The 12861-nt window shown below is 66.4% G+C and carries 11 protein-coding genes; all 11 read right to left on the reverse strand.

Features of this window, described 5'->3' with window-relative positions; genetic code table 11:
* Positions 1-4: 4 nt before the first annotated feature.
* The 11 genes from thiP to nrdR all read right to left on the reverse strand — a co-directional run bounded on the left by thiP (position 5) and on the right by nrdR (position 12789).
* On the reverse strand, positions 5-1759 hold the full coding sequence (thiP, locus tag ACUN9Y_RS00620; RefSeq protein WP_445458741.1) for a thiamine/thiamine pyrophosphate ABC transporter permease: 1755 nt from the start codon (positions 1757-1759) through the stop codon (positions 5-7).
* Positions 1735-2784, reverse strand: coding sequence for a thiamine ABC transporter substrate binding subunit (thiB, locus tag ACUN9Y_RS00625; RefSeq protein ID WP_445458742.1), 1050 nt, complete (start codon positions 2782-2784; stop codon positions 1735-1737). Before thiB ends, thiP begins: the two co-directional genes overlap by 25 nt.
* A gap of 166 nt (positions 2785-2950) precedes the next feature.
* Complete coding sequence (gene lon, locus ACUN9Y_RS00630; protein ID WP_445458743.1) at positions 2951-5389, reverse strand: endopeptidase La; 2439 nt, start codon at positions 5387-5389, stop codon at positions 2951-2953.
* A 335-nt stretch (positions 5390-5724) separates the two neighbouring features.
* On the reverse strand, positions 5725-6981 hold the full coding sequence (locus ACUN9Y_RS00635; RefSeq protein ID WP_445458744.1) for a DUF945 family protein: 1257 nt from the start codon (positions 6979-6981) through the stop codon (positions 5725-5727).
* 81 nt (positions 6982-7062) lie between these two features.
* On the reverse strand, positions 7063-7536 hold the full coding sequence (locus tag ACUN9Y_RS00640) for a phosphatidylglycerophosphatase A family protein (RefSeq protein WP_445458745.1): 474 nt from the start codon (positions 7534-7536) through the stop codon (positions 7063-7065).
* Entirely contained in the window at positions 7533-8486 is a 954-nt protein-coding gene (gene thiL, locus ACUN9Y_RS00645; protein ID WP_445458746.1) for a thiamine-phosphate kinase, read from the reverse strand. Before thiL ends, ACUN9Y_RS00640 begins: the two co-directional genes overlap by 4 nt.
* Before the next feature lie 13 nt (positions 8487-8499).
* A complete protein-coding gene (gene nusB, locus ACUN9Y_RS00650; RefSeq protein WP_445458747.1) occupies positions 8500-9003 on the reverse strand; it encodes a transcription antitermination factor NusB in 504 nt (167 codons plus the stop codon).
* Positions 9000-9509, reverse strand: coding sequence for a 6,7-dimethyl-8-ribityllumazine synthase (gene ribH / locus ACUN9Y_RS00655; protein WP_445458748.1), 510 nt, complete (start codon positions 9507-9509; stop codon positions 9000-9002). Before ribH ends, nusB begins: the two co-directional genes overlap by 4 nt.
* Positions 9510-9615: 106 nt before the next feature.
* Positions 9616-10785 (reverse strand): bifunctional 3,4-dihydroxy-2-butanone-4-phosphate synthase/GTP cyclohydrolase II, encoded by a 1170-nt coding sequence (gene ribBA, locus ACUN9Y_RS00660; RefSeq protein ID WP_445458749.1) that lies wholly within the window; start codon positions 10783-10785, stop codon positions 9616-9618.
* Positions 10786-11086: 301 nt separating this feature from the next.
* Entirely contained in the window at positions 11087-12262 is a 1176-nt protein-coding gene (ribD, locus tag ACUN9Y_RS00665; protein WP_445458750.1) for a bifunctional diaminohydroxyphosphoribosylaminopyrimidine deaminase/5-amino-6-(5-phosphoribosylamino)uracil reductase RibD, read from the reverse strand.
* Entirely contained in the window at positions 12259-12789 is a 531-nt protein-coding gene (gene nrdR, locus ACUN9Y_RS00670) for a transcriptional regulator NrdR (protein ID WP_445458751.1), read from the reverse strand. Before nrdR ends, ribD begins: the two co-directional genes overlap by 4 nt.
* Positions 12790-12861 lie beyond the last annotated feature (72 nt).

Raw genomic sequence — 12861 nt, forward strand, 5'->3', positions numbered from 1 at the left:
GGTCTCATCGCAGGCGGGAGGCGGCAACGCTTGGCGCTGCGTGGTGCGCACCGCGCCAGGCATAGCGCGGCAATCGGCGCGTCAGGCCGAGCAGCAAGGCGAAGACGGCGACCACCAGGATCAGCAGCAGCAGCGCCGTGGCGGCGGCACCCTGCCAACGGTAGCCGCCGAGCTGCTGATAGAGCAGCATCGGCAGCGTCGGGGCCGACGGCGAGCCGAACAGGGCGATGACGCTGAAATCCCCCAACGACAGTGTCATCGCATAGGCCAGCGCCAGCGCCGCTGGCCGACGCAGTCGCGGCCAGACCAGCCAGCGCGCCCGCGACAGCCCGTGCACGCCGAGCTGATCGGCGATACGTCGCTGGGCCGTGGCGAGCCCCAGCACCGCACTACGCAGCACCTGCAGGGCAAACGGTAATGCCATCATGGCATTGACCACGATGACCAGCACATAGCCCTCGACATCTCCGCCAAGACTCGGACGCAACAGCAAGAACAGGCCCGTGCCCATGACCATCGCCGGCAGTATCAGGATCAGCTGACCGCTGCCCTCGAGAAAGGCGCTGGCCGAGGTGTGCCCGCGCTCGGCCAGTGCCGCACACCCACTGAGCAGAGCGGTGGCCAACAGCACCGCAGCAAGTCCTGCCGCCGCGGCCATCGCCAGACTGCGAGCGGCCGCCGCCCACACCCGAGCATCGCCCACCAGTCCCGGCAGTCCGGCGAGCCCTGCCGTGACCACGGCGATCAGGGGCGGCAACAACAATGCGGCCAACGCCAGCAGCACGGCGGCATCCGTCAGGCGCCGAAGCCCGACGGCGTCGCGCCGAAACCCGGGACCCAGGGATCGCTCGCTGGCCGACCCCGCAAGCCTCGGCATTCCGCCGGCGGCCAGCGCCAGCGCCCACAGGCCGAGGCAGACAACCAACTGCGTCAGCGCCAGCAGCGCGGCCAGGGCCAGATCGTTGTCGTACTTGATTGCCTGGTACAGCGCGACCTCCAGGGTGCTGCTGCCGGGCCCGCCGCCCAGGGTCATGACGATGGCAAAGCTTGAGAAACACAGTGTGAAGACCAGCGCCGCCAGGCGCGGCAGCAAACGCCGCAGGCACGGCCACTCGACCAGTCGCCAGATCGCCCGGCGGCCGAGGCCGAACTGCGCCACCAGCCGCCAGTGGGTCGTCGGGACGGATTCGAGCGCCTGGAGCATCAGCCGCGCCGAGAGCGGCAGATTGAAGAACACGTGGGCCAGCACGATACCGGATAGCCCGTAGAGATAGTCCGGCGACTGATTCGCCTGGCCCAGCGGCAACGCCTGCACCAGCGGCGCCGCCCAGCCCTGTCGGCCATGCACCGCGACCAGGCCGAACAGCGCCAGCAGGCTTGGAATCACCAGCGACAGCTCCATCGCCCGCAGCAGCAGCGTGCGCCCGACAAAGCGCGGTCGCCGAGCCAGGGCCACGGCAACGGCCACGCCGAGCCCGAGTGATGCCAGTGTCGACAGCGTCGCCTGCCAGGCGGAGAAACGCACAATCGCCAGCAAATACGGCTCCTGCCACAGCCTCGCAACGTCCCACCGGGGCGCCTGCCATAGCAGCGCGCCCAGGCTACCAAGCCCGAGCGCCAGGACCAGCCCGGCGGCCACGATGGCCGCCGGCAGCCCCAGTCGATTGGCCCGTGGCCCCCGCCACCAGGGTCGCGCCGAGACGCCGATGCGCATGGAGTCGGGCGTGCCTTCGGTCATCGGCTGCTGGCGTTGAGCCACTCACGAATCCAGTCGCGACGGTGCTCGCCGACCTCCTCGGGAGTGAAGGTAAAGCTGTCCGGCTCGATCAGGCGGTCGAAGACCGGCGGCAGGTCATCGCCAAGATCGATCGCCGGGTACATCACGTTGCCCAGGGGAATATGGCGCTGAAAATCCGGCGTCAGGATAAAGGCCAGAAAATCTCGTGCCAGGTCGAGCTCATCGCTGCCGGCCACGGCGGCCGCGGTCTCGACCTGCAGGTAGTGGCCTTCGCTGAACTCCGCGGCCTGGTAGCGATCGGTGTCCTCCACCGCCATGTGGTAGGCCGGTGACGTGCTGTAGGAAAGTACCAACGGTGCCTCGCCGTTCATGAACAGCGAAAAATAGGCCTGACTCCAGCCGCTGGCCACGGTCAGGATATGCGGCGAGAGCCGCTCCCAGGCCTCGTCCGCACGATCCCCGTAGACATGCTTGATCCACAGCAGCAGGCCGAGCCCCGGCACGCTGGTACGCGGGTCGCTGATGATTACCTTGAGATCCTCCGGGGCAGCGAGCAGTTCTTCGAAGCTGGTCGGCGGCTCGGGCAACGCCTGGCGGTCATAGACGAAGGCGAAGCGCCCCCAGTCATAGGGCAGGAAGGTGTCATCCTGCCAATCGATGGGCAGGGTCAGCGCCGCGGTATCCACCTGGTGCGGCGCGAGCAGGTCGAGTTCGCGGGCATCATGGATCAGGTTCATGTCCAGGCCAAGCACCACGTCGGCCTCGGTGGACGCCCCTTCCAGGCGCAGGCGCTGGAGGATATCGACGCCGCCGCCGAGGGCCACAAAGCGCACGTCGCACCCACAGCGTGCCTCGAAGGCCTGCTCGACGCCGGGGCCAGGCCCCCACTCGGCGACGAAGGATTCATAGGTGTAGACGGTGAGCTCGGGGCGTTCGGCTTGATCGGCCAAAAGCGGCGACCAGGCGCCGACGCAGCCGAGCGCGACGATAAACGAAAGGCCCGACGACAACCGCGCCGGCCGGGCCCGAAAGAAGATGGAATGCATCGGCGAGACTCGACGTTGAGAATTCGCCCAGCTTACCGCAAGGGTTGGCGCAAGGCACAGACGCAGGCCGCACGTCAGAGACGCTAACCCGCCCCGGCTGCGGGGGGCATAGACAGCCCCGGCCGCGGGGGGCATAGACAGCCGCCTTCCCCCCCGATCGCCCGGGCTACCCGAAGACGACCTTGGCCACGTCGGCATAGCGCGAAGCGAAGTGCACCGTCATGCCTTCCTTCAGGTAGTCCGGTAGCTCGTCGTAGTCGCGCCGATTGGCCTCGGGCAGCACCAGCTCGAACAGTTCGCTGCGCCGCGCCGCGATGACCTTCTCCCGGATGCCGCCGACCGGCAGCACATGGCCGGTCAGGGTCAGCTCGCCGGTCATCGCCAGACGGCGATCGATGGCCTGGTGCCTGGCCAGTGACAGCAGCGCCGTGGTCATGGTCACGCCGGCGGAGGGTCCGTCCTTGGGCGTGGCGCCCTCGGGCACATGAACGTGAACGAACGACTTGTCGAAGAAATCGGCGTCGGCGCCATACTCCGCCAGGTGCCCCTGGACGTAGCTGTAGGCGATATTGGCCGATTCCTTCATCACGTCACCGAGTTGGCCGGTGAGCTTGAAGCCGCGGTCGAGCCCATGCACCTTGCCGGCCTCGATGGACAGCGTCGCCCCGCCCATGGAGGTCCAGGCAAGCCCAGTGACAACGCCCTGGCCCTTCATCACCTGATCCTTGCGGAACAGCGGTGCACCGAGAAAATCCTCGAGGTTCTTCACCGACACCTTGACGCTGCCCTGCCCGCTTTCGAGCAATTTCACCGCGGCCTTGCGCACGATGCGGTGCAGCTGCTTCTCCAGCTGACGCACGCCGGCCTCGCGGGCGTAGCCCTCGATCACCTGGCGCAGGGCGGCATCGGTCAGGTTGATGCGTTTCTTCGGAATCCTGTCGCGTTTCAACAGCTTCGGCCACAGGTGGTGCTTGGCGATGGCCTGCTTCTCCTCGGCGATATAGCCCGACAGGCGAATCTGCTCCATGCGGTCGAGCAGCGCCGGAGGAATCGAGTCCAGGGTATTGGCGGTGCACACGAACAGCACCTTGGACAAGTCCAGGCGCACGTCCAGATAGTGATCGAGGAAGTCGACGTTTTGCTCGGGGTCCAGCACCTCGAGCAGGGCCGAGGCCGGATCGCCCTGAAACGACTGGCCCATCTTGTCGATCTCATCGAGCATGATCACCGGATTCTCGACGTCGACCTCCTTGAGCGCCTGCACCAGCTTGCCTGGCATGGCGCCGACGTAGGTACGACGGTGGCCCTTGATCTCGGCCTCGTCGCGCATGCCGCCCACCGAGAAGCGATAGAACTCGCGGCCCAACGCCTCGGCAATGGAGCGTCCAATCGAGGTCTTGCCGACCCCGGGCGGGCCGACCAGCAGTACGATCGAGCCTCCCACAGCGCCCTTGAAGGTGCCTTCGGCAAGGAACTCGACGATGCGCTCCTTGACGTCGTCGAGGCCATCATGGTCGCGATCCAGTACCGTACGGGCATGGCCGAGATCGAGCTGGTCCTGACTGGTCTGCCCCCAGGGCATGGCGGTCAGCCAGTCCAGATAGTTGCGCGTGGTGCCGTATTCCGGTGATCCGGTCTCGAGTACCGCGAGCTTGTCGAGCTCATCGTCGATGCGCTCCATCACCCGCTCCGGCACCACCTTGCCCTCCAGACGCGCGCGGAAGGTATCGACGTCATTCTCGCGGTCGTCCTTGGAGATGCCGAGCTCCCGCTGAATGACCTTGAGCTGTTCGCGCAGGAAAAACTCGCGCTGACGCTCCTGCATCTGGGCGTTGACCTGCTCGCTGATCTCGCTCTGCAGCTTGGCCACGTCGATTTCCTTGCGCAGCAGCGGCAGCACCTTCTGCATCCGCTCCATCACCGGTAGGGTCTCGAGCACATCCTGAAGCTCTTCGCCCTTGGCCGAGGTGATGGCCGCAGCGAAATCGGTCAATGGGCCCGGCTCGTGCGGACTGAACCGGTTCAGGTAATGCTTGAGCTCTTCGCCATACAGCGGGTTGATCGGCAACAGTTCCTTGATGCCATTGATCATCGCCATGGCGTAGGCGCGAGTCTCATCGTCCTCGGCGTTGACCGGCTCGCGCGGGTAGCTGACTTCGACCAGATACGGCGGCGTCTTCGACAACCAACGCTGGATCTTGAAACGCCTGACGCCCTGAGCGATGAACTGAATCTGCTGATCCTCGCCCTCGAGCTTGTGCGCCCTGACCGCGGTACCGGTCTCGGGAAAGTCGTTGAGCGACAGCTCCTCGACGCCGGCGTCACCGACAAACGCTAGCCCGACCATGTGGTGGGGCGTGTTACCGACCCGTTCGACGGTCTCTTCCCAGCGCTCGCGATTGATCACCAGCGGCTGCACCTGGGCAGGAAAGAACGGACGATTATGAATCGGCAGCAGGTACAGACGCTCGGGCAGCGACGCATTGGCCGGCACCAACGCATGCTTGTCACCCTCATCGGCAGCGAGATTCAGCGGCTTGCCTTCTTCGTCGGACAGCTCGATCCAGTCAAGCCCCTCTGCGGAGGGATCACGATCATCGCTCATGCGTACCTCATCCTGATGGCTGGGCAATCTGCCCTTTCTGATCACAGGGATGTGGGCGAAGGGCGACGAGTTCAAGTCATGATGCGGGAAACGGTGGCGAAACCGGCGCCCTGGCACCGCCCATCGGCGGGGTCCCTGACGTCTTCCGGGTGGTCGCGACCGGGGCGGTTCATGGACGGAGCCGATCACGGACGGGCGTTCGACGTCTTCGAAACGACCAGTCACCGCTCGCGATCCTGACGCGAGGGCCTCGCCGTTACCAGGCACCGAACCGTGCGGCTGAGCCCCTTGCGCTCACCGGCACGGCGGAGCACGCCGCACCAGGCCAGGCGTTGTCAGCGGTCGAACAACGGCGGCAACGGGCGCCCATTGATGCGTATCCGGCCCTTGACCACATCCACGCTCATCGAGCGCGTATCCAGGGGTTGACCGAGCCATAGCGCGACCACCGCCGGCACGTCCTGCCATTCGAAGTCGCCGTCCAGGCGCTGACGAAACCGCTCGCGCATCGCCGGATCGGCCAGCGCCATGGGGCTCAGCTCCTCGAGCCGACGTGCATCGAAGATCAAGGCACCCTCCCCTTTGACCGCCAGGCCCAACATGGGGCTGGCGAGATCGACCTGACGCAGATCCAGCCGCGGCGAGTCCTTGAGCAGCGCGACCAGGGCGCGATCGAGGCTCGAGTTCGATTCGGCGTCGGCGGGCGACACCGTGCCCAGTGCCGTCTTGCGCTGCAAGATGGCGATCAGCTCACGCAGGGCGGTGGCGTTGATCCGCGACAGGTCCAGGGTCGCGGTGCCATCCAGCAGCATTTGCTCGCCAGAGCGCACTTCGCCCACCGTCATCTGGCTCTGCAAACGCAGCTCGCTGTCATCGAGCAGGGTGCGGGTCTCGACCACCAACGCTTCACCATCGAGATCGACCCGCGGGTGTCTCAGGCTCAACTGCTCGATGGTCAGCTTATCGTGCTGGGTAAAGTGCAGTGCGCCGGGGGTATAGGCGTAGCGGCTCTCGAGCATCGACGGCCCGACCTCAAGCAGCGCGTCACCGTCTTTCAGGCGCCATGGGGCGAGCCAGATTCGGGTGCGCCAGTCGCCATAGACGCCGTCGAAGGCAATCCGGCCTCCCTCGAAGCGCAATGATCGCGGTGACTGGCGTGGTGGCGTCTGGCTGATGACGAAGGGGGCGAGCCTTAGCTCTCCCTTGAGGGTGCCGCCGAGGGTCCGGTAGTGGGCTTCCCAGCGCGGTGGCGCCGAGGGCAGGGAATCGCCGAACAGGCGTCGATCCTGCTCACCGACATGCAGGCTCAATTGCCCGATGACGCTGGTATCGAGCACGCCGTGGCGAGCTTCGTAGGGCAGTGCCAGGTGCCAGCTATGGCCTAGCAGCGGCGACAGATGGATGGTGCCACTGGAGCTCAGCCAGCCGGGCGCCACGTTGCTGCGGGTGACGCGCAGATCACCGCGAGCCTGCAGGTCGGCCAGGGCACGCGCGAGTTCGCGCTCGAACAGCAGACTGGCGACGTACTGCGCCGCTGCCCAGGCAATGGCGAGCACCACCACCACAGGGACGATCCAGCGTTCCTTGCGCATTCGCTTCTCCCTAACGGCCTTCCCGAGAACATCCACTCGGGTCGACAACCATCGCAGTACCGCCGGCACAGGTACGTCTTGTCAGTGTAGCCAGAACCACAGGTGCATCGTACACCAAGCGAAAATCCCGGCCAGGATGTCATCGATCATGATGCCGAACCCACCGGCCACACGCCGGTCCGCCCAGCGAATCGGCCAAGGCTTGATGACATCGAAGACGCGAAACACCACGAACCCCCACAGCGCCGCCTCCCACGAAAAGGGCACGGCCGCCATGGTCAACCAATAGCCGACAAATTCGTCCCAGACGATGCCGGAATGGTCGTGAACGCCCAGGTCACGAGAGGTCTTGTCGCACAGCCACACGCCCCAGACGAAGGTGATGGCGATCATTACCATGTACCAGCCCAGCGTCAACTCGGACAGCAGCCAGTAGAACGGAATGGCCGCCAGGGTGCCGAAGGTGCCCGGGGCGAAGGGAGCGGCGCCACTGCCGAGGCCAAAGGCCAGGAAATGGGTGGGGCGTCGCCAGACGCTTGCTGGGGCTCGATTCACGCATTGCCTCCGGAAAAGTGCTGCCAGCCGACCTGAGACGGCAAGTCGACACCGTCGATTCCCGCACCCTCGACCAGGCGGCCGATGACGGTCAGGGCGAGCCCCTGTTCGGCCAGCAGCGCCTGCGCCCGGGCGACGCGTGCCGGCGCCAGGGCCACCAGCAGTTCATAGTCGTCACCTCCGCCGAGCGCGGCGTCACGCGCGGCGGATTGCCCCAGGCGCGCCACCAGCCCTTCGGCCAAGGGCAGCGCCTCGACGTCGAGTTCGGCGCCCAGGCCACTGGCCGTCACCAGGTGTTCGAGGTCCGCCAACAGGCCATCGGAAATGTCGATCGCCGCCGACGCCAGCCCCGCCAGGCTCTGCCCCGCCGCGAGCCGCGGCCAGGGCAGCAGGTAACGCGCCAGCAGGGGATCGTCGAGGCACCGCTGGCCTTGTTGCCAGGCCTTGAGGCCGCCTGCTCCGCCGCCGAGACTGCCGGTCACGGCGAGAATGTCTCCGGCCTTCGCGCCGTCGCGCCTGAGACAGGCCGCAGGGTCCACTTCGCCCATGACCGTCACGCTGATCGCACACTCGCCGCCTGTCACGTCGCCCCCGACCAGGCTAACGCCGGTCTCCGCACACAAGGCGTGAAAGCCACGCGCAAATTCGGCGACCCAGTCTCCATCGGCCTCGGGCAGCGACAGCGACATCAGACACCACCTCGCCCGGGCGCCCATCGCGGCCAAATCGCTCAGGCTTACCGCCAAGGCCCGGTGGCCAACCGCCGCCGCCGGCGCATCGCCGGGAAAATGGCGCCCCTGGACCGAGGTGTCGACGCTGACGGCCAAGCGCTTGCCCGGACTCGGTTGCACCAGGCAGGCGTCATCGCCCACGCCGAGGATGACATCGGCCTCGACGTGGGGGCTCTGGGGGGCGAGCCAGCGGGAGATGAGTTCGAATTCTCCGTGCATGGGAGCGCGGCCCTCAGCGGCGACGGGCGCTGACCTCGGCACCACGCAGCTTCAAGGCCAGCTTGTCGAGAATGCTGTTGATGTACTTATGGCCGTCGGTGGCACCGAAGGACTTGGCAAGCTCTACGCCTTCGTTGATCACGGCGCGGTATGGGACTTCGAGACGACGCGACAGCTCATAGGTGCCCAGACGCAGGATGGCGAGCTCGATGGGGTCGATATCCTCGAGACGACGATCCAGTAACGGCGAGATCGAGGCGTCGAGATCGGCCTTGTAGCGGGCGACGTTGTGCAAGAGCTCGTGGAACAGGGCCAGGTCGGCGATCTCCATGACCTTGAGCCAGTTCTCGTGAACCTCCAGGTCATCATCCGGCACGAGGCTTCGAAACTCGGCTTCCACCGCCGTGATCGACTTGCCGGTCATCTGCCACTGGTAGAGCCCTTGGACCGCGAGTTCCCGGGCGGCGCGGCGAGACTGCTGGGCCTTGGATGGCGCGCGCTCCTGATCGCGACTCATGACGATGCCTCCTGATCGTCGCTGTCATCGCCGTCATCAAAGCAGCGCAGCAGCGAGACCATCTCCATGGCGGCCATGGCAGCCTCGGTGCCCTTGTTGCCGGCCTTGGTGCCGGCACGCTCGATGGCCTGCTCGATGGAATTGACCGTCAGGACGCCGTTGGCGACCGGAGTGTCGAACTCGAGCTGCAGTCGCGACATCGCCGAATTGCACTCTCCCGCCACGTGCTCGAAATGCGGTGTGCCGCCCCGAATCACCGCGCCGAGCGCAATGACGGCATCGGGGCGCGCGACCTGAAGCACTCGCTTGATCGCCAGGGGCAGCTCCCAGGCACCGGGGACGTGGACGATATCGATGGCCTGACCATCGACACCATGACGCACCAGGCTATCCACCGCGCCTTCGACGAGGCTATCCACCACATGATGGTTGAAACGCCCCACCACGATGACGTAGCGGCCTTCGACGTCGACGAAGCTGCCTTCGACTTGGGAAATCGGTTGCATGATCTGTCTTCCTGAAAATGCCGGCGATCTCGCCGGCCACGGTGGCTCGGCCACCCTTGCGCATCGGTCAGCGAAAACGGCCTCGCCGCTTTCGCTATGAATAGGTTCAGTCGCCTTCGCCGTGGCTAGGGTCGAGGCTGGCACCGCCTGGGGATACCAGATCGACGACCTCAAGATCGAACCCGGACAGCGCCGAAAACTTCCACGGCGAGCTCAGCAGGCGCATCTTGCCGACGCCCAGCTCGCGCAGGATCTGCGAGCCCGTGCCGATCGTCAGGTAATTGCCCGCGCCATCGGACTCACTGCCTCGCGGTGTCCGGCGACGGTCGAGAAACACCTGCAGCAGGTCGTTGAGATCCTGGCGTGGGCCCGCGTCGTCGAGCAGCACGAAGACTCCGTGCTCGGCGGCCGCAACTTCCTCCACGGCCTGGTGAGCTCGCCAGTGGGTGTCATCGCCCTTGACCAGGCACATCAGGTCACGCACCTCGTTACCGAGGTGCACGCGTACCGTCGTCTCGACATCCCGGCTCGGCGCGCCCTTGACCAGCGCGAGATGATGCGCCTGCTGGATGCTGTCGCGGAACACGTGCAGGGTCAACTCGCCGAAGGCGGTCGCCACCGACAGGCTCTCGACCTCCTCCACCGTCTGCTCGTTGTGAATCCGGTAGTGGATCAGGTCGGCGATGGTGCCCATCTTGATGCCATGGGCCTTGGCGAAGCGCTCGAGCTCGGGACGCCGAGCCATGCTGCCGTCGTCGTTCATCACCTCGCAGATCACGCCGCTCGGATCGAGGCCAGCCAGCGCCGCCAGATCACAGGCCGCCTCGGTATGGCCGGCGCGACGCAACACGCCACCGGGCTCGGCCATCAGCGGGAAGATGTGGCCCGGCTGAACGATATCTTCGGCCTTGGCATCGCGAGCACTGGCGGCCTGCACGGTCCGCGCACGATCGGCCGCCGAGATCCCGGTGGTGACGCCTTCGGTGGCCTCGATCGACAGGGTAAACTTGGTGCCGTAACCGGATCCGTTGTTCTGCACCATCAGCGGCAGACGCAACTGTTCGCAGCGCTGGCGCGTCATCGGCATGCAGATCAGGCCACGGGCATGGACCGCCATGAAGTTGATATGCCGGGCCTCGACCTTCTCGGCGGCCATGATGATATCGCCTTCGTTCTCACGGTCTTCGTCATCCATCAGGATGACCATGCGCCCCTGGCGAATGTCTTCGATCAACTCGGCGACAGGGGCAAGGCCCCCACTGGAGGAGTGCGACATGAAGTCTCCCTTGAAGTCAGCATGGCGGGTGTCGTCATGAAACGACGCCGGCGTCGCCCCTGGGCGTCGGTCGCCATAAACGGCGTCAGGGTACCGTGGCAGGCCGCTTGGCGCCAGTGACGCGAGTCTGCGACGACAAGGCACGGCCCAGCGCAACGGTAAGCGTTGACTCCACCCGCCGCGCCAGCGCCGCTGCCAGGCCATCACCGTCGCCCATGGACCGAGCCTCTTATTGGCATATTCTTGGCGTGCTCTTGGCGTGATGCCACCGGCGCCGCTCGATCCCGGGGCGGCTAGCGTTTCAAGGGGCAGGCGCTTGCTCGCCGACCCGCGAGTTGGCGCCACAGCGCGTAAGCGCCGGGCGTGCGCGAATGCGCCAGTCTCGGCCAAGGGCGCGAATGTCGAGAATCTCCAGCGGGCGCTGCTGTTCCATACGCTCGATGCCCGGCAAGCCGAACAGCGGACGAGCCTCACTGCCGAGCAGGGTTGGCGCCATGTAGAGGCGCAGCTCGTCCACCAGGCACGCATCCATCATCGCCCCCGCCAGCGTCGCCCCGGCCTCGACCAGCAGCTCGTTGCACTGCTCGTGCTCGGCGAGCCAGTCGGTCAGCAGCAACAGATCGACGCGACCATCATCTCCTGCAGGAAGCTCCAGCACTTCGGCGCCGGCCCGCTCGAGCCTGTCGCGCTTGTCTGCCTGCCGACCGTCGAGGGTCACGACCAGCGTGCGTCCGGGTTCGCTCAGGCAGGCCGCCGCCAATGGCAGGCGCAGGCGACTGTCGACCACCACTCGCAGCGGCTGTCGGCTGGCGATGGTATCGGCGTCTTCCAGCCCCAATTGGTCCGCGCGCACGGTGAGCCGCGAGTTGTCGAAGATGATCGAATCGACCCCGGTCAAGATGGCGCAGCTCTCGGCGCGTAGACGCTGAACATCGCGCCGCGCCTCGGGGCCGGTGATCCACTGAGATTCCCCGGAGGCCATGGCGGTGCGGCCATCGAGGCTCATGGCCATCTTGACGCGCACCCGTGGCCGTCCGCGCGCCATGCGCGACACGAATCCCGCGTTCAACGCCACGGCATCGGCCTCAAGAGGCCCGACCTCGACGCTGATTCCCGCCGCTTTCAGGCGCCGGATGCCCTCGCCGGCCACCCGTGGGTTGGGGTCCTGCATCGCCACCACCACGCGCGCGACGCCGGACTCGATCAGGGCATCACAGCAGGGACCGGTGCGGCCCTGGTGCGAACACGGCTCGAGGGTCACGTAGGCCGTCGCGCCCTGGGCCGACCGCCCGGCCTGGCGCAGGGCATTGACCTCCGCATGGGGCTCGCCGGCACGTCGATGAAAGCCCTCGCCGACGACCTCGTCACCCTTGACCAGCACGCAGCCAACGCGAGGATTGGGCATGGTGGTGTAGCGGCCAGACTCGGCCAGGTGTAACGCGCGCGCCATGAAGGCTGCGCCACTGGCGACGCTCATCGGGTCTCTCCTTTCCTGGATGCCGGCCGGGAAGCGGGCCCGGTGCCGTTCGTCGCCTCGGAGGCCTCGGCGCCAGGCTCCTGAGCGAGCCGGTCGATTTCGGCGCGAAACTCATCGATGTCCTGGAAGCGTCGATAGACCGAGGCGAAGCGGATATAAGCGACCTGATCGAGACGGGCCAAGGCCCCCATCACTTCCTCGCCGACATCGCGGGCGTGCACCTCGCGCTCGCCGCGGGCGCGCAAGCTTTGGCGGATTCGTTCCACGGCGGCCTCGATCGACTCGGCGCTGACGGGGCGCTTCTCGAGCGCCCGCAGCATGCCGGCACGCAACTTGGCCTCGTCGAACACCTCCCGGGAGCCGTCAGACTTGATGATACGTGGCATCACCAGTTCGGCGGTCTCGTAGGTGGTGAACCGCTCACCGCAGCCGGCACACTGGCGCCGCCGTCGCACCTGGTCGCCTTCGGCCACCAGGCGGGAATCGGTCACTCGGGTGTCGTTGGCGCCGCAGAATGGGCAATGCATAGTGGGGTCCCGGGGTCGGCGAGATGTCGCCATAGTGTAACGGTTGAGGGCCCTAACGCCCAGATGTATGCC

Source organism: Halomonas sp. V046 (assembly GCF_052645355.1).

Bases quoted from the DNA above. Each gene is read 5' to 3' on its own strand.
- thiB (WP_445458742.1), bottom strand. From the start codon at position 2,784: ATGCATTCCATCTTCTTTCGGGCCCGGCCGGCGCGGTTGTCGTCGGGC.
- lon (WP_445458743.1), bottom strand. From the start codon at position 5,389: ATGAGCGATGATCGTGATCCCTCCGCAGAGGGGCTTGACTGGATCGAG.
- ACUN9Y_RS00635 (WP_445458744.1), bottom strand. From the start codon at position 6,981: ATGCGCAAGGAACGCTGGATCGTCCCTGTGGTGGTGGTGCTCGCCATT.
- thiL (WP_445458746.1), bottom strand. From the start codon at position 8,486: ATGCACGGAGAATTCGAACTCATCTCCCGCTGGCTCGCCCCCCAGAGC.
- nusB (WP_445458747.1), bottom strand. From the start codon at position 9,003: ATGAGTCGCGATCAGGAGCGCGCGCCATCCAAGGCCCAGCAGTCTCGC.
- ribH (WP_445458748.1), bottom strand. From the start codon at position 9,509: ATGCAACCGATTTCCCAAGTCGAAGGCAGCTTCGTCGACGTCGAAGGC.
- ribBA (WP_445458749.1), bottom strand. From the start codon at position 10,785: ATGTCGCACTCCTCCAGTGGGGGCCTTGCCCCTGTCGCCGAGTTGATC.
- ribD (WP_445458750.1), bottom strand. From the start codon at position 12,262: ATGAGCGTCGCCAGTGGCGCAGCCTTCATGGCGCGCGCGTTACACCTG.
- nrdR (WP_445458751.1), bottom strand. From the start codon at position 12,789: ATGCATTGCCCATTCTGCGGCGCCAACGACACCCGAGTGACCGATTCC.